Genomic DNA, 18,836 nt, shown 5'->3' with positions numbered 1-18,836 from the left:
AGGTATAGGAGCAAAAGGTTATTTTACTGGTGAGCTAAACGAACCGCGTGTCATGTACTTACGCTGGCATGCTTTAGCAGAATTTTTCTTAGCTTGATACTACTTCACTGGCCTTAGGCTGTATGTAAGCTTTCGCTTACAAAAATGTCAGCTAAAGAATTTCACTGCTCGGTAGAGTTTCGATTAAGCAGATTTCTTGTGCTCAGGCAGAGCCAGATTGACATCTTCCGACCACTAAATCAGAGATCGTAGTGGCGGATTCCCAGGTTGTTACCTTCCCTGTTTCTGCTTTGCTGTCCGTTGCTTGCAATGCCTTGGCATGGCCGGTCTTACACAAACTCCACAGGTGTATATTTCCGAGTACCCCTCGGTATTACCTCAACGCTCAGCAACGGCTAACAGCGCGGTGCTTGCTTGTAGGATGTTGCGGGCGGCATTGATATCACGGTCAATGCCTTGGATGCCGCAATCGGGGCAATCCCAGGTGCGAACAACCCGACAGGGAATCCTCGCTTTGCGTCACAATGGGCGGCACAGAGGCGTAAAGGCGCGAGACTGATTGGTCGTTAATGGCATACATTGGCTTTGCATCACCGCTGACGCTGCTCAAGCGCTACAACGTCTCTATTTCAAACGCTACGATTTGCCGCTGAGCACTTGAAAACTCTACACCAATCAAATGAATTGGTTTGCCGCTGGCGAGGTGTTTATCGGCATAGCCCTTGGCCTTGATTTGCTCTAGCGCTTTGCCTTCCGGCAGCTGTTCTACCACTTTAAATTCAAACAGATAGATATGGCCGTTAAAGTCGACGCTCATATCTACTTTACCGTGGTGGCTAGCGTCTTCGACCGTTACGTCCACGCCAAGCGCTGCAAAGTGGCTGTAAAACACGCTGGCATAATGACCTTCATATTGGGCTATTGGGTTGTTGCGGTACCAGTCGTGGGGTAAACCCGCATAAAGGGCCTTAAGGTGGGCTTCTAGGCTAGTAAGATCGTGCGCCTGCAGCAGGCGAAACAGCGTTAGGCGCTCTTTAGGAGGCGATGCTACGCCAAGGATTGGTAACAACGCCTGGTTAAGGCTGGTCTCTACTTCATGATTCGGGTAGCCCAATGTATAGAGCCAGTAGCCGGTCATGGGCTCTTCTACCGAGTGCACCGTCAGGTAGCCGGTTTGGAATAAAAGTGCTTCGGTTGCGATATGGTCGACATCAAAGCGGCCTAACAACTCGGCTTCGGTTTGCAACTGGCTTAACGCAGGCGTAAACACGCCCCGCTTTTTCAGCATATCCACCAAGAATGTGGGGGTAGCGCTCTCAAACCAGTAAGGGCTAAATTTACGCTCTTCGAGCAATAACAAAACGTCAAAAGGGTTATAGACGCTGGAGACTTCTCGCCCACCCCAGCGGTAACCGTTGTACCAGCGGCGAATATCGTCACGGTCCAGGCCGGGTAGCTCGGGGGCAAAGACCGTATCTACATCGTGGTCGGTGTAGCCGCAGATGGCGGCATAGTCTGATGAAAGGGTGATATCGCGCAGGTTATTTAACCCTGAAAAGAGACTTACTTTGCTGAACTTGGAAACGCCGGTGAGCAGCACAAAATGCAGATGGGGGTCGGCATCTTTAAGCACGCTGTAGAGGTTCTTTAGCCCTTCGCGCAGTTCACGGGCACGGTCGATATCCAAAATATTATCCAGTATGGGCTTGTCATACTCGTCGATGAGTACCACCACGCGCTGGCCATATTGCGTATGGGCTTGGCGGATGAGGTGCTCAAGCTCACCGGCAATATCGGTGTCATAGGTAAGTGTCAGGCCCAGGCGCTCGCGCTCGGTGCGCAACTGATCGCGGATACGTACGTCTAACGCTTGGCGGCTTTGCATCACGCCGCTCCCGAAGCTTAAGCGCACCACCGGATGGTGCTGTTGCCAGTCCCACTTGTCGTGAATATATAAACCTTCAAATAGTGCTTCGCGGCCTTCAAACAGGCAGCCTAGGGTATCCAGCAGCAGGCTTTTGCCAAATCGTCGTGGGCGGGAGAGAAAGTAGTATTTGTTCTGGTTCGCTAACTTCTCAATAAACGGTGTTTTATCGACGTAGTAATAACCGCCTTCGCGAATATCCGAAAAGGTTTGAATACCAATGGGCAGTTTACGACGATGGGCAGATGACATGCTGACCTCTTATGAACCATTTGCGTTTGGGATGAGTTTAGCACGGTGGTAGGAGGGTAAAGTGTTGTGCGTATGACGCTGCGTATTTCAGCTGAGGCACTATGTACGTTTAATAGGCACACTCTCGCCTAACCAACCCATGACTGCCTGCAGTGCTTGTTCCGAGGGCATGGCATTGCGCTTGCCTCGCGCCTGACTCAGCACCCATTTATCACCCAAGGGAGCAATGGCAACGGTTAAGTGCTCTGGATGGCTCATGTGGTAAATCGCTATAGACCCTTGTGCCACCAACGTGTGGTAACTTCCCACACAGTGCTGCATGCGTTTTCCTTCAAGCAAGAGTGAACTCCAAGAGGTTAAGGCGCAAATGCCTTCTTGGTTCGGTAGAGGGGCGTTGGGGAAAGGCCCATAACGCTTTTCCAGCATGTCAGCTTGAACCGCACTTTGCGCAGCATTTCGGGCATTAAATTGTGCGATACGACGATCATGCAGCGCTTGTAGCTCCGCTAACGATCTAATACGACGAAGCCTTGAGAGGTTGGCAGTATCTAGGCGGTGTGTGTCTTCTAGCATGGACGTTAGCCAAGTGCGATCATGAACACGGTTGGTCGAGTTCAACGCCTCATCAATGAGCGCGAGTAACCCTGGCCATCGCTCCCCTTGGTAATTCCCTAAGAAAATTAACTGTTGAGCATAGGGTGCCGGATGGTGCCGAAGTAGTGACGTTGTCCTAGCATCCATTAATGCGCGTTTAAGTGCGATGAACTCTCGCCCAATCACAGGGGTGAGCGCGCATCGGCGCAGCAGCTTGGCAGTTGCTTGCGTACTGGGTAAGCCAGCATAGCCGCACAACTCAGCTTGCTTTTTGCAAAGCAAGCTCAATAGATAGGGTTCTGACCACTGATGCTCGATGGCTTTCTCAGTGAGTAACACCAGCAGCAGGGGAGAGGAAACCGCCAGTTCCAAGGCCGCTGGATGGCGGCCTGTCAGCTGGGCAAGCTCCATGCCCAAAAAGGGTACGGCGTTAACCAGTGTTTTTACCTCAGCAGGCATGCCCCGCGTTAAGGCCTCGCCATGAGTGCTCATCAGGGCCTGCCAACCAATCCCCGCAGGGGCTAAGAACTCTCCCCACGCCAGCGGCTCATGATGGGTTTCGCTGACCCAGGCAAAAGGTGCGGGTGAGCACCATGGAGATACTTTCACGACCAGGGGGTAGCCAACGGCAGCGGATAAGTCGAAGACGATGCGTTGATCGTCACGAACCGCCATCTTCTGATGGGATGTCGGTGCCCATCTCTGTAAGGCACGATGCATCCATGCGCGCATAGGTATTGTAAGCCTCAGTCTTGATGATGGATTACATTCATACTCGTAAAACTGTTTAACGCTAGCGGCGTTCCCGGTGAATGGGTATAAGCCACTAGCGCACCTCCGTAAGCTGCTGCGTAATCAAGGCAAGCCACGTTACGGCCCAAGCGCAGCGGGGTGCCTGTCAGCGCATAATGACCAAAAAAAGTAGGGTGGGCGTTATGGGAATAGCCATGCTCACGCGCCTGGGTGGGTAAGAGCTCCCAAGGGTGAATCAGTGCCACGTCGTTGGGCCACCACCGAACGCGCTTTCTAATAGTACGAAACCCCGACGCTGAGACATAGGGACGAACCGTGTGTTCGCAGCCGGCAATCACTCGATCCATCGCAAAATAGGTGGTCGAGTAAGTGTCTTCATAAGCGGCCATGGCGGCATCATCCAAGCAGCGAATGCCCATCGCTTTTAAATGCTGAAGTGAGGCTTCGTGCCACCAAGCATGTACCACGCGACATTGCGCTAGCTCTAAAAAGAGAGGCTGTGTGCGTAGCCACTGAAAGTGATCAAGGAGTAGCGCTAGGCCATCTTCCTCGGTTGCAAATTCATCGACCAGCCGTTGGCGATCATTATGCTGGCGCGTGGCGTGAATAAAAGCGCTTAGATCGTCTTGATGGTGATACGCGTCTCGTACCCAGTTCAGTTCGTGGTTCCCCACGACCATAAGCGCGTGGCCCGCATCGACCATTTGGCGTACTAAGCGAAGTACCGCGCCTGGCCAAGGCCCTTTATCAATAATATCACCCACAAATACCGCCACATGCCCCGGTTGCTGCCAACCCTGCGGCCCCTTGCGATACCCCAAGCGGGTTAAGAGTGCCTCCAGCGTCGCTAACTGGCCATGCACATCACCGATGATATCGTAGTGGGGTGTATTGCTCATGCAGCCTCTCCTCCGTGTTGAGTGCTGCCAGCATCGCATTAGGGTGCGACGCTTGGTGTCGCATGCGAGCGATAAGTTATGAAAACTACCTTATGTAGAGGCGCTTATGACGAACGAGAATCGACCCCCGCAACAGCCACTGCCCACCGTCAATCCCAACATGGATGAGTTATATCGTTACCTTGGTGCGCTGTTAGGGTTGGCCGCTGGAGATGCGTTAGGTACCACGCTGGAGTTTTGTATCCGGGATCAACATCCTCTCCATACGGAGATGTGGGGAGGCGGTGTCTTTAATGTTGACCCTGGAGAGTGGACAGACGATACCGCCATGGCGCTATGTATGGCTGAAAGCCTAGTGAATCGTCAGGCGTTTGATCCGCACGATCAGTTAAGCCGCTACGTGCGCTGGTGGCGAGAAGGTTACATGGCCTGCCAAGGCCGCTGCATTGATATTGGTGGCACTACCTTGGATGCCTTGCAGCGTTTTGAGCGCACACAAGACGCCAATGCGGGCGGCACCCAAGCGTATCAAAGCGGTAATGGCGGCATTATGCGCCTCGCGCCAGCCGTTATGGTGGCGAATAGCGAGCAAGAGGCAGTGTCGTTAGCGGTGCGCAGCAGTGTCACCACGCATGCCAGCCCCGACTGCCTGGATGCGGCCGCATTAATGGGTGCGGTGCTTTGGCGGCTGTTGCAAGGCGAGCCTCTTCGAAAAGTGCTCGCACAGATGCCGACTACCCCTGCCCAAGGAGATCGTATCTTAGCGCTTCAAGCGGGGCTGTTTTGTGAGCTGTCGCGCGAGGAAGTGTCTTCCAGTGGCTATGTCATCGACACCCTAGAGGCTGCCCTATGGTGCTGTTGGCAGGCAAGTTCGTTGGAAGAAGCGCTAGTGCTGGCCGCCAACTTAGGCGATGACGCTGACACCGTTGCTGCAGTAACGGGGCAGCTGGCAGGTGCCGCCTGGGGGGTTAAGGCACTGCCAGAACGGTGGTTAACGACGTTAGCGTGGCGAGAAAAAATAGATCAGCTGGCCAGAGCGCTATACGCCCTCAAACAACGTGGAGAGTGAACTATGCCGCGCTTAGTTAAGACCACGATGGAGATTGGCCTCCAAGCACAGCGGGATATCCTATTTTTAACGTTTAAAAATGAGCGTCATGACGACGATATTTTGGGTACGCACTGGGAAGATCACCAGGGTCGCCAACACGTTGTTGAGTGGCTAGAGGTTAATGAGATTCCATGGGAGCCATGCGTGCATGCAGCGCCAGGCAAGGCTCCGTGCTGTTACCAAGGGTTTATTTACTTGGCAGTGGCGCCTGATGAAGAAAGCCCAACCTACCAAAAGGTGCTGTCATTTTTGGAGGATGAGACGGGGGAGTGCCGTTTCCCGAGCGTAGATTTTTGGCTATACCCATTTCACTTAATTGAGCAACATGCAGGCCAGTGCTGATCAGAGCGGTCTGTGCTAATTCGTTTTGTGAGTCTGCCCATTGTTGCAACATATATGCGCATTTAAGGCTGTTAAGTGAAGTCATTACCAATCAATAAATGCGGGGCGTGGCGGAGCACAAAGCGGCCCACCTCAGGCCCCGCAATCAAGTCAATGGTGCGTCCACACGCTTCGCTCTTTTCCGCTGCATAATTTTCAAGTGTTTCGGTTGCCTGCCCTGTGGTGATCAATAAGCCACCATCGGCGTTGTACTTCTCCATGCCTTCAACAATCTGATCAACAGCGTTAAGGTCGTGATGCGCACCTGAATAGGACTTTGCTTGCACTACCAAGCGCGTACTCAGTGTTACACCACCAATGGGGTTCTGAAAATCAACGAGTAAGTCTGCACCATGATCAGTACGCCAGCCAAAACCGTTTTTAACCGACACGGTGTGTGGCATCTGCATAAACACTTCATGCAGAAATATCTCGAAATCCTTGCCTTTGTTCATTTCCTGAATGGCCTGCGTAAGTCGAGGTAAAACGTCCTGATTCACGCGTTCTCTCAGGTGGATAATACTTCTTAGGCTAGGCGTCATATCGTTGTAGCGGCTTGTTTTCAGATTCTCGATGCTTGTCAAAAAATCCGCAACGTTCAAAACGCGTTGGCCGCGCCGCATCGGCCTCAAGTTTACCGAAGGAAGGACGTTGGTATCGTTGCGTGAAAACTCGATGAGGGTGCTAGGGTCAACGGTCAGATAGTTACAAAAGTCGCGTCCCCAGGCGCACTCTAAGCCCTGATCAAAGTCATACTCCCCACAGACCTGAACGGCAACACATTGCCCATAGGCTGGCAGGTTAACGTGCACAATCCAGTCGCCTGGCTTAATGTTCAGCAGGAAGCCGTTAGCCCCATGGTATTGCTCTCGTAGCGACACCTCTTGATCCCACATGCCAAAGCGTGACTTACCTTCTTTAATCGTATTGTAAATGATAGAGCGTGCGGTATCGGGCACTTTCGCAAAGGTAAAAACCTGGGGCAACATGGGGCGTTCTCAGTAGTATGAAATTTGGCAGAGCTTACCTTAATATAAGGCTTTATGAATATCGGCATTGTTGATACAGCTTGCATCGATCACACGCTAGCTGGCTTTGAAAACACCCATACAAATAAGTTGTCTGGCGCTTAGGATGGTTAAGCCCCAAAAAAAGAATTCAAAATTTGCCGCATAACTTGCCTCTGTCGGCTATTCGTGCCGCACAGCCCCAACCTGAAAGATATCGCTCACTGGGCTGTCCGCCAGCAGAGCAGCCGCAGCAGCAACATGGTTGGGCACATGCACTAGAAAGTTGACTAATAACCGGTGAACCTCTTGATCGCTGAATTGCTCTGGCGCTGAATAGAACTTTACTAAGCGATCTAGGTCGCCTAGCCAATCAGTCATATGGAAGGCGACATCCGCACTTTCAGAAGACGCAAGTTCCGACGTGTTTTGTACCGCTTCCTGTATACGCCGTCTGACTGTATTCCCAATGATTTCTTGCTTCATGTGAGTCTCCAAAGTCAATGCCAGTTGCTAACGCGTCAAATGGGCTGGCGATGTATATTCACACTATTTTAAGTAGAATGCCCAAATACATTTAGCCAAGGTAGACTACTGGCTTAACCATGCAGCGAACATAGATTAACTGGGGAGGTAACTTGGCTGAGATTTACCCACGCCTGAGCGAGACCGAGCTCAACGCGCTACCTTCCCGAGCGGAAGCCAACGTTTACCGGCAGCTGCGTGTATTAGATTTCCCCGGCCTTGAGGTGATGCACAGCCTGGCTACGCAAACCCGTAACGATAAGGGAACGTGGGTAGGTGAGATCGACTTCTTGCTATTTCATCCGCAATACGGCATTCAGCTTTGGGAAGTCAAAGGTGGTGGCGTGTGGCTGGATTGGAAAGGGCAGTGTTGGTCACAGGGCAACCATGGCACCCATAAGCTGACGACCACGCCGCTGGCCAGCGTAACTTTTAACTACCAAAGCCACGACACTAAACTCTCCCAGGTTGAAGCCCTGTTAGGGCAGTCCGGCTGGCTGACCCTGCAGCGCCTGACTTTTACCGCCTTTGAAATCACCGAGCAGCTGCTGTTTAACGGCATGACCGATACGGGCGTACCGTTGGATCAAGAGTTGTGCGAAAAGCTAATGACCGTGGAAGCCAAGGGCGCCCTCTATACCACGGACCAATCGCCCCCGGAAGCCCTGGCCGAAAACAGCCAGCGCCATTGTCAGTCCATCACCGCTGAATTATTGGATGCCAATCAGCGGTTGTTTAATGAAGAGCGCGACAAGCTGGAAAAATGGGCCGATGACAAACTGCTGGCCGCCGAAGAAGCGCTGAAAAACACCAAGGCATAGCTAAAACAGCACAAGCATTATGCCCGCAAGGCCACCATTCTGCAGGAGCAGAACGACATACAGGAAAAAATCGCCGCCCTGGAACGTCAGCAGCGCCGCGAAATTTTCAATGTCGAAGACGAGATTATCGACAAACGCGACGAACTGATTGATTCGCTGCAGGAAACTACCGATACCAAAACGCTATTCACCCTGCGCTGGCAGGTGGTGTAACAACCATCAAGCCGTAAAATGATTTAACACATAACCGAACTGCATCAGGAGAAATACCAAGATGACCCTCAGCCATGACGCCTCCGCTAGCAAGGACGATACTCAAGCCTTTGGCCACAGCCCTGATGCCAGCCAGCAGCGCCAACAGCAACTGCTGGATGTGCTGCGCCAAACCGCCCCATAAGTGCTTAGCGATAACCAGATTGATGTGGAGCGTTTAAAAGAGCTACTAGGGGAAGAGCGCTTGGCACCCGCCGAACATTACGAGCTAAGCTGGGCCGGCAAAAAAGACGCCCGGCGTGAAATTCAGAAGAAAACCAGCCATACCCTGCGGCCAGACGCCAACAACCCGGAAAGCGCCCAGCACATGCTGATCGAAGGGGAAAATCTGGAAGTGCTGCGTGTGCTGCAGAAAAGCTACTACGGCAAGGTCAAGATGATCTACATCGACCCGCCGTACAACACCGGCAATGACAGCTTTGTCTATCCGGATGACTACTCGGAAACCCTGGACGAGTACCAGAAGCGGACCGGAGAAAAGAACGAAGCGGGTTTTTTGAACAAGCAGAGCCTGTGGAAGAAAAACAGCAAGGAAAGCGGCCAGTATCACAGCGCCTGGCTCTCCATGATGTACCCACGCCTGTATCTAGCACGTAACTTATTGCGTGAAGATGGCATGATGTTTATTAGTATTGATGACCATGAAGTGGCTAATCTTAAGTTAATTTGTGACGAAGTTTTTGGTGGTGAAAATTTCATTGGTTCTGTTTCTTGGCTTAAGAAAAGAAAAGGTAGCTTTCTTTCTCGAAAACTTGTTTCGGTTAGTGAGTGGCTTTTGGTTTATGGAAAAACAAAAAACGTGAAAATATTTGGAGGGAAGGCTGATGAAGAAGAATCTCAGCCTCTAGTAAAAAGAACGAATTCTATTGGGGTTTTGAGCTTTCCAGCAGGGCAGGTGAGAACCAAGCTGTCAGGTGGTTTATATCCGAAAGGTGTTTACGGTGAAGGAACTAGCTCAATTGAACTGCTTCATAATTTCAGTGTTAATGAAGGTGTCATAGAAGATGCATTTGCGCTAAGAGGGCCGTTTGTCTGGGGGCAAAATTATTTAGATGAGCAATTAAAAAATGGGGCGCGCCTAATTATAAATACTGACAAGTTACAAGTGCGTGCTTTTAAAGCGCCAGATCCTGAGGCTCATAAAGGACTGAGTACCTTTGTTGACGGGGTTGAACTCGGCGCAACGAACGAAGATGGTTATGAAGAACTGCTCGATATTTTAGGTATCGAAGGTGCCATGAGTTATCCAAAACCGGTTAATTATATAAAGTACTTAATAGATGCAGTAACTCATTGGGATAAAAATTCAACTGTAATCGACTTCTTCGCCGGATCAGGCACCACCGCCCATGCTGTTATGGAACTCAACGCTGAAGACGGCGGCAATCGCCAATCCATTAGCGTCCAGTTACCCGAAAAACTTTAAGAAAACAGCGAAGCGTATCAAGTCGGTTACCACACCATTGCGGATATTACCCGTGCCCGTATCGAAAAAGTCATTGCCAAGCTAAAAGCCGAACACCCGGAAAAAACCGCAGAGCTGGCCTGTGCGAATTTCACCCTGGCCCCCAGCAACTTCAAGGTATGGAACAGCGAGCTGAACGACCCCGGCGCCATTCGCCAGCAGCTGGATGCCCTGCAGAACACCGAAAAACACGCGGATGAACAGACCGCCATGCTCACCGAGCTACTGCTGAAAAATGGCATGGGTGCCCTGGGCGTTCACGCCGTCAGCAAGCCGCGCACCTTGGCCTGCGGCGTTACCGTGCACCGCGTGTTACGCGAAGACGACCGCTACCTGTGGCTCTGCTTTGAGCCCTATGTTGATGCCGTGTGCGATGAGGTCGTCAGCGCCAGCCCTGCTCAGGTGATTATGCTCAACTCCTGCTTTGTCGGCACACAAGGCGATAAGCAGCTCAGCAACCTGCAGCGTGAACTGGCCGCGCAGGATATCAACCTGCTGGTCATTTAAGGAGTTCGCTATGCAACAGGCAATGACGCTGCAGTTTACCCATCAGGCTTATCAGGAACGCGCGGTGCAGTCGGTGGTGCAGGTGTTTGACGGCCAACCACTGGCCACCGGGGAGTTTGAACTGGTCAGCTCCGCTGCCAGCGTGAACTACGCCGGTGATGGCAGCATTGGCAACTCGCTGGTGCTGACCGAACAGCAAGTGCTGGAAAACGTGCACAAGGTGCAGGCCAGCAATCAGATTGACGCCACTGACGTTTTGCAGGCCGACCGCAAGACACACACCGCTGACAGTGGCGAAAAGATGGTTACCTTCTGCCCGCATTTTACCATCGAGATGGAAACCGGCACGGGCAAGACCTATACCTTTATTCGCACCATGTTCGAACTGAACAAGGTCTACGGTTTCAAGAAATTTGTCGTGGTAGTGCCCAGCGTAGCCATTCGTGAAGGCACCATGAAAAACCTGGAAGTCACCCGCAGCCACTTTGCCGCTGACTATGCCAATGTGCCCTGCCTGCCGATGCTCTACGACAGTAATCGGCCTAATGACTTACGCCATTTTGCTCAAAGCGATGCGTTGAGCGTGCTGGTGATCAATATCGACAGTTTTTCCAAAGATATTGATGACAGCAACGACACCAAGAAAAAAAGCATCAATAAAATCAACCAGAAAGGCGAAAGAGCCTTCGCGCCGATTGAGTACATCAAAGCGGTCAAACCGATTGTGATTGTCGATGAACCGCAGAACTTTGAAACGGATATTCGCCGTAAAGCCATACGCAACCTCAACCCGTTATGCACCCTGCGCTATTCGGCCACCCATAAAAACCCCTATAACCTGCTGTATAAACTCGACCCGGTGCAGGCCTACGACCTGGGGCTGGTCAAGCAGATTGAAGTGGATGGCGTTGAGTCGGATCAAAGCCAGAATCAGGCGTTTATAGAGCTGGTTGCCATTGAACAAAAGGCCAAATCATTAACCGCCAAGGTGGTGATAGACGTTAATGAAAAAACCGGCGTTAAGCGAAAAAGCGTGAGCCTCCAGGTAGGCGATGACCTCTATAAAAAATCCAAGTACCGTGAAATCTATGCTGATGGGTTTATTCTTAATGAATTTTTAAGCGACACCGAAATTGAGTTCAATAAAAACGGTGTCTTACGCCTGAACGAACAGCGGGGCGGCCTCAGCGATGATGTGATGCGTTTTCAGATTGAGCGCACCGTAGCCGCGCACTTTGCCAAGCTGAAAAAGGTCAAGGAAAGTGGCATTAAAGTGCTCAGCCTGTTCTTTATCGACAAGGTCGCCAATTACCGTGCTTATGATGATGAAGGCAACGCCGTGCCCGGCAAGTTTGCCCAGTGGTTTGAAGAGGCCTTCGAAAAGTACGCCGCCAAGGCGCACTACCAGGGCTTGATTCCGCATGCGGCTAATGAGGTGCATAACGGTTATTTCTCAGGTGATAAAAAAACAGTTCATACTCCGTTTGAGACACGTAAACTCAAGTCAAATGCAACAAAAACGGATATTGAAGGCAGCGCGTACAATCTCATAATGCAGGACAAAGAGCGGCTGCTGGGTATGGACGAGCCGCTGCAGTTTATCTTTAGCCATTCGGCCCTGCGCGAAGGTTGGGATAACCCCAATGTGTTCCAGATCTGCACCCTGAACGAAACCCAGAGCCAGACGAAAAAGCGCCAGGAAATTGGCCGTGGCTTGCGCTTGCCGGTGAACCAGCTGGGGGAGCGGATACATGACAAAAGCATCAATGTGCTTACGGTGATTCCCAACGAAAGCTACGAGGTATTTGCCCGCACCCTGCAACAGGAAATTGAAGACGAAACCGATGTCAGCTTTAAAGACCGGGTGAAAAACGCCCGCGCCAAAGCACGGGTGCAGCGCAAGGCGCTGAGCGATGCAGACGAAGCGCTGTTCAAGGCGATCTGGCAGCGCATCAATTACCAGACACGCTACAGCGTCACCCTGGACACGCCCGAATTGATTGAAAAATGCGTAGAAGCCTTAACGGACACTCACCAGTACCCCAGGGTGCAAGCCCCCAAGGTGCGTTCCCGTAAAGCCAAACTGCACATGAATGAAGAAGGCATTCAGGGGGTAGAAACTGGTATTGACGAGAGTAACGCCAGTTACCAGAACGTGCCGGTGCCGAATGTTTACGCCTACATACAGAATCATGTGCACCTGACACGCGCCACCCTGTTTGCGATTCTGGATCAGTCTAACCGCCTGGATGAACTGCTGATCAATCCCCAGGCGTTTCTGAATACCGCCATTGCCGCGATTAAAACCGTGCTGCAAGAACTACTGGTGCAGGGCATTGAGTACCATGAAATCAAAGGCCAACGCTACGAGATGACGCTGTTCGATGAACCGCTAGAAACCTACCTGAGCAGCATCTACCCGCAAACCAGCGACAACATGACAACCCCGGTAGACAAAACCCTGCTGGAAGCCCAGCCGCTGGATGGTGAGAAAGCCCCCGAGGGGGGGGCGTTCACCTGTGTGATGAGCGACAGCGAGCCAGAAAATAGATTTGCTCATGAATGCTCGCTCGACCCACGCGTCAGGTTCTTCTTCAAACTGCCGGGCAAGTTCAAAATTGCCACCCCGCTCGGCACCTATAACCCGGACTGGGCGGTGGTGTTTGAAAACGAAGAACGCGTTTACTTTGTTGCTGAAACCAAATCCAGCACGGTCAAAGCTGATCTACGCCGCAACGAACGCCTGAAAATTGAATGCGGCCACAGGCACTTTAAGCTAGCCGATGATGTTACTTTCAAGGAGGTCAGCAGTTTGAGCGGCTTGGTGGCTCAGTAGCAAAGAAGCTAGCGGCGGTTTTCCGCCTCAGTGGCGATAAAGTGGGCGCGGCTGGGGCGGAAGTTCTTTGATTTATGAGTTAAACGGTGGCGGTGGAATTGAGCCTAGCCGTCAAAATTTTCACTGTCGCTCAGCACTTGCCGCACACGATCAATGAAGACGCGCCGCTTTCGCCAGGCAAAAGGGCAGAGGCGTAGCCGCGGGGTCAGCTCCAGTTGAATGCCACGTTGATGGCCCCGGTTGCAGATATTATGGCTACCACGACCATGAAAAACAGGATGCGGCTGACTTTTTATACCGGCGCGATTCAATTCAGCTTCAAGCTGTTGCCGGAGTTCAACGTTGTCGCCTCCGTTGTAGGCAATGGCGCCACGGCCCATGCAACCGTGAATCGTGACCACTACAGCCGAGCGGCTTGCGAGCGCCAGGGCGGCGGGCTCGTCAAACGCCGTGCTGGTGATGTGTAAATCCCAGTTGTGGCGCCTCTTGTGTCCGCCAAAACTGTAATAGTTAAACGTATAGCCTGCTATTCGCTTAGCAAGTGACGATGTACCCGGCTCTATTTTGCCGCCATGAATAGCCATGATGGTGATTGGTGAGCCACGATCTGCAATCTCAATCGAAAATGCCCCGTGGGGTTGCTCGCTTTTTAACTCCGCAAAGCTGTTATAGCGGTCGCCACGCTGGCGAATCCAGCCCTTTCGGCGTAGCCAAACGGTCGCGCGTCCAAGCAGAGGTTGTAAACGCATTTTTACCACTCCCCGTTCTCGACACGTGCCTCGTGCTTAGTCTCGGCGTTGTAGAGGTAACACCACGCTTCGCCGTGTTGAGTGGGGAAAATAGCGCGGTTATAAAGCCCCTGACGTGGGGCATGCGGTAAGTAGCCTTCCAACTGATCCAGCAAGGCTAACTGTTCAGCGTTAATGGCATATATTTCGACCACGGTGCCCGCTGACGACTCCGCCTTGGCTCCGGGGTAGGGGCCAAGATCATAAAGTGTAATAGCTGTGAGGCGGTCTGTGCCAAGTAGGGGCGCACCATCGAGCCAGTAATGGTTGTGTTGGCCTTGCTTGAGCGTGCCGTATACGGCAACGCGTGGGCAGCGCTGTATGTCGCGTTGTAGGTGTTCCATTTCTTTACCCTTTTGTTGTTTTCAGTGCATAAGGCTGTCTACACAAAACCCATCGGCTGGCGCTCGCCGTGCTGTTCGCGCTCTTCCAGCGTCAGCGCATCCAGCAAGGTGTTCAGGCGAATAGGCAGCCCGCGTAAGTCCAGTTGATCTAACGCGGTACGCACGTTGCCGGGGGTTAGGCGGCGCTGGGCTAGATGGTTGGCGGGAATGCTGGCCAAACGCATGTGGTCGCGTTCAGGCAGCACCGCTTTCAACAGTTCGCGCAGTGGCTCCGGGGCTAGCGGCAAAAACTCGACCTTGAGATCAAAGCGGCGCATCACGGCGCGGTCTAGGCTGTCTACGCGGTTGGTGGTGGCCAGTAAGATGCCGCCAAAGTTCTCAATTTGTACCAACAGCTCGTTGGTGTGGGAAATCTCCCAGCTTTTCATGCTGTTATCGCGCTGCATCAGCAGGGTGTCTACTTCGTCCAACAGCAGCACGGCACCTGCTTGTCGCGCTTTGGCAAATAGCTCGGCGAGCTTTTCTTCCGTCCCGCCAACGTATTTATCCAATAAGCTGCTGGCGTGCGCGATAATCAGCTCGCGGCCCAGGTGTTTAGCTAAATGTTTTGCTAGGGCTGTTTTACCACTGCCCGGCAGGCCGTGCAGGCATAAACGACCACGCTGGCGGCGCGTTAGGCGGTTGACGATATTCTCAAGCCCCGGGCGAGTATTGAGCCACTCCATGCGGTATGCAGGCATGGCAGGGCCGGTGGAAGTGTTAGCACTGGTCGTTATGGGCGCGGCTGCTTTACCTAGCGCCTGCAGGCGTTGTGCCATGAGTGTCTCAATATGCTGTTCATTACGCTGTGGAGTGCGTGGGTTAAACAGCGTGCCTAGTCGGCACAGCTGTTTAGCCGCAGCCGGGGTCATCCACGGCTGTTCTGCCAAACGCTGCCGACCTATGGGAGTGACGGGCAGTTTTTTAATTAACTGCTGGTAATGAGCATTCATCTCTTCGTTGCGATTGGCCTTCACTTCGATAATTAGGTCGAAGCGGCGAAGGTAAGCGGGGTCGAGCCAATGCACGCTGTTACTCACCCACAGGCCAGGCGTAGGATTGTTCTCTAACAGCTGATTCATCCAGCCTTTGGGGAGTGCTTCTTCGTCGTTAATGACGTCCTCGATCTCATCGAACATCACAAGCCCCGGGCGCTTTCCAATCAGCGCTTGCACGACTTGGTAGCGGCCCAATCGTTTGCTGGGAGTAAGCACATCGTTATCTTTTTCTGCCACTGGCACGCCGTATAGCGATACCTTGAGCAGTGTGGCGAGCGATTTTACAAACTCCGTTTTACCCACGCCAGGTGCGCCGTAAATCAGTACGTTAGCACCGGTTTGTTGAGTGTCGATCGCGTTACGCAGGTAATCTAATGCCAGCTGGCGCAGGGGTACAGCACCAAAACTGGCGAATGAATACGCGCCAGCAGGCTGGATAGGGCAAAGGCTCATCAGGCGCTCAGTGATTAAGCTGCGTAACGTGCTGGAAGCCAGGGTTGTAACATCGTGGTTCACCAGTGGCGCTAAGCCACGCAGCATCGGGCCTGGCGATAAGGTGTCGTCTAAGTCTAGTAGGCGGTGATTGTGGGTCGTATTCAGCAGCCCGAACATTTTTAGGCGGCTTTGTTCTTGTAAGCACAGGTGCACGTCATCGCTGCCATGGCCGGTCAGCTGTGCTAATAGTTTCTTAGCATGGGTGTCTTCAATGCAGGTAAGCGTAGGGTTCATTTGTGGATAGCGCAGCCGTAGCCAGCTCAGAGTGAGCAAATGCGTTTCAAGCTCAGAGAGCTGTAGCAAGCTCGCGATCTGTTCACACAGGATCACTAGTGGGTTGTTCAGTTGAGTGGATGGATTGATGGTGCCGCTCGTACGTTTCCACCAGCGCTTTAGAGAGGCACTGTAATCTTGGTAGCGATGGCTACCCTTTGCAGCGGCCGGTACTTTGAGGCCGAGCCAGCCAAACAGGCTTTCCCAATCGTCATCGTCCAGCGAGCAGTTTTTGCCTTGAAACAGAACCACGCGCACAGCAATAAGCTGCGCCATAAGACGCTCTTCAGGGTCGTGTGTCTCATCATCACCCGAATTGGTATGAAGATTTAAGATAGTGTCCCACTGCATGGCCGTCTCCTTTGCTGCTTATGTCAGTAGCGTAACCCTTAGGTGCGACGTTAAATGTCGCAGGAGAAACGGATGCCCTTCGTTAGCGAACGCTCTTTGTTAGCCAGTGCCAATTCAAGCGTTGTGGGAATGATTCGTTGTGAGGACTATTAGTCTGGTCTGAAACGGCAAATAGGCGGCTGTAGCGCTCAATGCGGCGTTCAATCGAACTCACTGTGGGTGTCGAGGATAGTGAACGTTTTTTCCAACGGAAATAACTCGTGCAGGTTCGCCGGCACCATCTGTGGGCCAATCAATGTCCAATGGCGGTCGGTCCAGAAGACAGGTTCTTGCACTACCCAGTAATATCCAGCTGTGTGAATTGCCATAATGATCTCCGTACCAGTGCGTTGGATAATCGTGAGGTCTCGGCGGATGTCTAATTCGTTGATATGACGCAGAAAGTGCGGCGTATCAATTTTGTGCGCCACACATCAGCATCATCTGCGAGCCTTACTAAACCTTAACGAGCGATATCAAAATATTTCGTTAATAGCTTAAGGTGTTACTTTGGTTCGATGTTATATTTCGTGATTTTCAACACATTTCCACTTTTCTATACAATAGTATAAGTGCGACGCTTAGTGTCGCGTACTCTTGCTAGCCAGATTATTTTTATAAGCAAGACGAGATTCAATCATAGGTAAAATAAAAAGTTACAAGGATTTGAATTTTTTGTGTTTTAAGATTTAAGGGTGGGTAATATTGTGCTGCTTATACTTTAGTGTAAATTTTTATTTTATCTGTTGTTAAGTGGTTAGCTTTAATTTATTTTTAGTTTAATTTTATTATTTTATTTGTCAAAATTGTTAAGGAGGTGGTTATGAAGTAAGTGGAGAGATTTTAAAAAAGTAAGATTAAGATTTCGATTTAAATAACGATGTGCGAGATTTAATGTGAAATACATTCAAGAGCATAGTAAGAGAAATCGATCTATTTTGATTGGTTTTGTTGTTTTTGTGTTGATTATATCCTGGTCAGGAGTAATTGATGAGTGGGCGAAGAGGTATATTGACCTTTCTACTATTCAAGCTTTAGCTGCTTTTGCGACCGCTAGGCTATTTAATGCAGCAGTTTCACTAGCAGCATCAGTTAATATCGGTGTGTCATTAGGAGTTGGTTTTAATGTTAATCCTTTTCAGGCCTTAGATCCTATTAATGATTTGGTGGAGCAATACAGCTCTGTAATGAAAGTGGCGATATCGTCTTTAGTGATACAGAAAATAATAATTGAGTCTATATCAACTTTATTCTTTAAGCTAGGGTTGACTGTATTAGGTGTTTTTTTGATTATTTCAATCCATATCAAAGATGCTGCTTATTCATTTTTATTTTTTAGACTATTTTCATTTTTTGCGATGATTAGGTTCTTGGTCGTTATGGTGATTTTACTAAATGGGGCTGTTGATCAAGCCTTTGTTGATAAAAATATCTCCCCTAACATGGAGGCTCTAGAGACAGCAGCAGATCAGATAGAAAGCACTGGTAATAACAATGGTGGTTTGAGTGATGATGAACGGCAAGGTATATTGGCCATGATTATGGAGTTTGAGAATGAGGTCGAAGCCATAGAAGTTCAGCTAGATAGTTATCAAACAAGTTTAGACATTGCTTTGCAAGAATATAACGCTAAGAATTTAGAATTGGCTGACCTAGAAAGCGGAATGGGAACAGTGGAAAGACTAAATTTTATTTCTCGTAATGAGGCTCATTCTGAGCTGATTAATGAGGTGGAAAGTAAAGAAAAAGTCGTTGGAGAAGTGCAAGATAATATTGAAGCTTTAATAGCTCAAAAAGAAAAGCTGAGCGGTGATATAGAAAATGCTAATGAAATTTTGCAGGGAGGTAGTATAGATGGAAGCTGGGCGAATGGTGCCAGAGATAAAATTGCAGAGTTTCGGGATATGGCTAAGTGGGAACGTATTGTAGAAACAGTGCAAAATATTGTGCCTAATATGCTCAACCTGATGGCAGCCTTTACTTTCAAAACGCTAATACTACCACTTGTTTTTTTGGCAATTTTAATTAAAGGGTTTAAATATATTTGGGGTGCTGATCCAAGAGCTTGGGTTAGAGAAGAATATAAAAACATAAAAAAAATTGATGAGTAAACTGCTGTTGAATTTTTAATTTTCAGTATTTTTGATCGAAGCAAATTACA

17 protein-coding genes and 1 pseudogene are annotated in these 18,836 nt (G+C 50.6%); 8 read left to right on the top strand and 10 right to left on the bottom strand.

What is annotated here, in order from left to right; genetic code table 11:
* Positions 1-378: 378 nt before the first annotated feature.
* From LG301_RS10330 to LG301_RS10315, 4 genes and pseudogenes are all read right to left on the bottom strand, one after another.
* Positions 379-492 (bottom strand): annotated as a pseudogene (locus LG301_RS10330) (zinc ribbon domain-containing protein); the annotation flags it as partial.
* Positions 493-613: 121 nt separating this feature from the next.
* A complete protein-coding gene (locus tag LG301_RS10325) occupies positions 614-2,176 on the bottom strand; it encodes an ATP-binding protein (RefSeq protein ID WP_404471076.1) in 1,563 nt (520 codons plus the stop codon).
* A gap of 99 nt (positions 2,177-2,275) precedes the next feature.
* Positions 2,276-3,490, bottom strand: coding sequence for a PcfJ domain-containing protein (locus tag LG301_RS10320; RefSeq protein WP_404471075.1), 1,215 nt, complete (start codon positions 3,488-3,490; stop codon positions 2,276-2,278).
* A gap of 26 nt (positions 3,491-3,516) precedes the next feature.
* Positions 3,517-4,422 carry a metallophosphoesterase gene (locus LG301_RS10315; RefSeq protein ID WP_404471073.1) on the bottom strand — a complete coding sequence of 302 codons (906 nt, stop codon included), beginning with the start codon at positions 4,420-4,422 and terminating at the stop codon, positions 3,517-3,519.
* A gap of 106 nt (positions 4,423-4,528) precedes the next feature.
* On the opposite strand from LG301_RS10315, the gene LG301_RS10310 reads away from it, so the two are divergent.
* Both LG301_RS10310 and LG301_RS10305 read left to right on the top strand, forming a co-directional pair.
* Positions 4,529-5,491 (top strand): ADP-ribosylglycohydrolase family protein, encoded by a 963-nt coding sequence (locus LG301_RS10310; protein WP_404471072.1) that lies wholly within the window; start codon positions 4,529-4,531, stop codon positions 5,489-5,491.
* A 3-nt stretch (positions 5,492-5,494) separates the two neighbouring features.
* Positions 5,495-5,875 (top strand): hypothetical protein, encoded by a 381-nt coding sequence (locus LG301_RS10305; RefSeq protein ID WP_404471071.1) that lies wholly within the window; start codon positions 5,495-5,497, stop codon positions 5,873-5,875.
* Positions 5,876-5,946: 71 nt separating this feature from the next.
* Here LG301_RS10305 and LG301_RS10300 read toward each other — a convergent pair whose 3' ends face one another.
* Entirely contained in the window at positions 5,947-6,810 is an 864-nt protein-coding gene (locus LG301_RS10300; protein ID WP_404471070.1) for a restriction endonuclease, read from the bottom strand.
* Between the two features lie 294 nt (positions 6,811-7,104).
* A complete protein-coding gene (locus LG301_RS10295) occupies positions 7,105-7,407 on the bottom strand; it encodes a hypothetical protein (RefSeq protein ID WP_404471069.1) in 303 nt (100 codons plus the stop codon).
* A 152-nt stretch (positions 7,408-7,559) separates the two neighbouring features.
* Between LG301_RS10295 and LG301_RS10290 the strand changes: the two genes are divergently transcribed.
* From LG301_RS10290 to LG301_RS10270, 5 genes are all read left to right on the top strand, one after another.
* Positions 7,560-8,267 carry a hypothetical protein gene (locus LG301_RS10290; protein ID WP_404471068.1) on the top strand — a complete coding sequence of 236 codons (708 nt, stop codon included), beginning with the start codon at positions 7,560-7,562 and terminating at the stop codon, positions 8,265-8,267.
* Positions 8,268-8,541: 274 nt separating this feature from the next.
* Positions 8,542-8,664: a hypothetical protein gene (locus LG301_RS10285; protein WP_404471067.1), complete on the top strand. Its 123-nt coding sequence runs from the start codon at positions 8,542-8,544 to the stop codon at positions 8,662-8,664.
* Between the two features lie 60 nt (positions 8,665-8,724).
* Positions 8,725-9,966 carry a site-specific DNA-methyltransferase gene (locus tag LG301_RS10280; RefSeq protein WP_404471066.1) on the top strand — a complete coding sequence of 414 codons (1,242 nt, stop codon included), beginning with the start codon at positions 8,725-8,727 and terminating at the stop codon, positions 9,964-9,966.
* Positions 9,967-10,215: 249 nt separating this feature from the next.
* Positions 10,216-10,512, top strand: a complete 297-nt coding sequence (locus LG301_RS10275; protein WP_404471065.1) for a hypothetical protein — start codon at positions 10,216-10,218, stop codon at positions 10,510-10,512.
* Between the two features lie 10 nt (positions 10,513-10,522).
* Positions 10,523-13,348 (top strand): DEAD/DEAH box helicase family protein, encoded by a 2,826-nt coding sequence (locus LG301_RS10270; RefSeq protein WP_404471064.1) that lies wholly within the window; start codon positions 10,523-10,525, stop codon positions 13,346-13,348.
* A 104-nt stretch (positions 13,349-13,452) separates the two neighbouring features.
* Here the strand turns inward: LG301_RS10270 and LG301_RS10265 are convergent, their stop codons facing one another.
* The 4 genes from LG301_RS10265 to LG301_RS10250 form a co-directional block, all read right to left on the bottom strand.
* Entirely contained in the window at positions 13,453-14,097 is a 645-nt protein-coding gene (locus LG301_RS10265; RefSeq protein ID WP_404471063.1) for a poly-gamma-glutamate hydrolase family protein, read from the bottom strand.
* A 2-nt stretch (positions 14,098-14,099) separates the two neighbouring features.
* Positions 14,100-14,480: a gamma-glutamylcyclotransferase gene (locus tag LG301_RS10260; protein WP_404471062.1), complete on the bottom strand. Its 381-nt coding sequence runs from the start codon at positions 14,478-14,480 to the stop codon at positions 14,100-14,102.
* Positions 14,481-14,518: 38 nt separating this feature from the next.
* Positions 14,519-16,636: an AAA family ATPase gene (locus LG301_RS10255; RefSeq protein WP_404471061.1), complete on the bottom strand. Its 2,118-nt coding sequence runs from the start codon at positions 16,634-16,636 to the stop codon at positions 14,519-14,521.
* A 200-nt stretch (positions 16,637-16,836) separates the two neighbouring features.
* A complete protein-coding gene (locus LG301_RS10250) occupies positions 16,837-17,004 on the bottom strand; it encodes a hypothetical protein (protein ID WP_404471060.1) in 168 nt (55 codons plus the stop codon).
* Between the two features lie 567 nt (positions 17,005-17,571).
* On the opposite strand from LG301_RS10250, the gene LG301_RS10245 reads away from it, so the two are divergent.
* Entirely contained in the window at positions 17,572-18,786 is a 1,215-nt protein-coding gene (locus LG301_RS10245; protein ID WP_404471059.1) for a hypothetical protein, read from the top strand.
* The last annotated feature ends 50 nt before the right edge of the window (positions 18,787-18,836 follow it).

The organism is Vreelandella venusta (genome assembly GCF_044809155.1).
Lineage (GTDB): Bacteria > Pseudomonadota > Gammaproteobacteria > Pseudomonadales > Halomonadaceae > Vreelandella > Vreelandella venusta_B.
Note: the sequence above shows the minus strand (reverse complement) of the source record. Positions and strands in the feature narration are given on the sequence as shown.

What these genes read in the sequence shown, in the direction of transcription:
- LG301_RS10315 (WP_404471073.1), bottom strand. Translation starts at nt 4,422, where the DNA reads ATGAGCAATACACCCCACTACGATATCATCGGTGATGTGCATGGCCAG.
- LG301_RS10250 (WP_404471060.1), bottom strand. Translation starts at nt 17,004, where the DNA reads ATGGCAATTCACACAGCTGGATATTACTGGGTAGTGCAAGAACCTGTC.
- LG301_RS10265 (WP_404471063.1), bottom strand. Translation starts at nt 14,097, where the DNA reads ATGCGTTTACAACCTCTGCTTGGACGCGCGACCGTTTGGCTACGCCGA.
- LG301_RS10285 (WP_404471067.1), top strand. Translation starts at nt 8,542, where the DNA reads ATGACCCTCAGCCATGACGCCTCCGCTAGCAAGGACGATACTCAAGCC.
- LG301_RS10260 (WP_404471062.1), bottom strand. Translation starts at nt 14,480, where the DNA reads ATGGAACACCTACAACGCGACATACAGCGCTGCCCACGCGTTGCCGTA.
- LG301_RS10320 (WP_404471075.1), bottom strand. Translation starts at nt 3,490, where the DNA reads ATGCATCGTGCCTTACAGAGATGGGCACCGACATCCCATCAGAAGATG.
- LG301_RS10295 (WP_404471069.1), bottom strand. Translation starts at nt 7,407, where the DNA reads ATGAAGCAAGAAATCATTGGGAATACAGTCAGACGGCGTATACAGGAA.
- LG301_RS10270 (WP_404471064.1), top strand. Translation starts at nt 10,523, where the DNA reads ATGCAACAGGCAATGACGCTGCAGTTTACCCATCAGGCTTATCAGGAA.
- LG301_RS10255 (WP_404471061.1), bottom strand. Translation starts at nt 16,636, where the DNA reads ATGCAGTGGGACACTATCTTAAATCTTCATACCAATTCGGGTGATGAT.
- LG301_RS10300 (WP_404471070.1), bottom strand. Translation starts at nt 6,810, where the DNA reads ATGTGGGATCAAGAGGTGTCGCTACGAGAGCAATACCATGGGGCTAAC.
- LG301_RS10275 (WP_404471065.1), top strand. Translation starts at nt 10,216, where the DNA reads ATGCTCACCGAGCTACTGCTGAAAAATGGCATGGGTGCCCTGGGCGTT.
- LG301_RS10325 (WP_404471076.1), bottom strand. Translation starts at nt 2,176, where the DNA reads ATGTCATCTGCCCATCGTCGTAAACTGCCCATTGGTATTCAAACCTTT.
- LG301_RS10310 (WP_404471072.1), top strand. Translation starts at nt 4,529, where the DNA reads ATGACGAACGAGAATCGACCCCCGCAACAGCCACTGCCCACCGTCAAT.
- LG301_RS10305 (WP_404471071.1), top strand. Translation starts at nt 5,495, where the DNA reads ATGCCGCGCTTAGTTAAGACCACGATGGAGATTGGCCTCCAAGCACAG.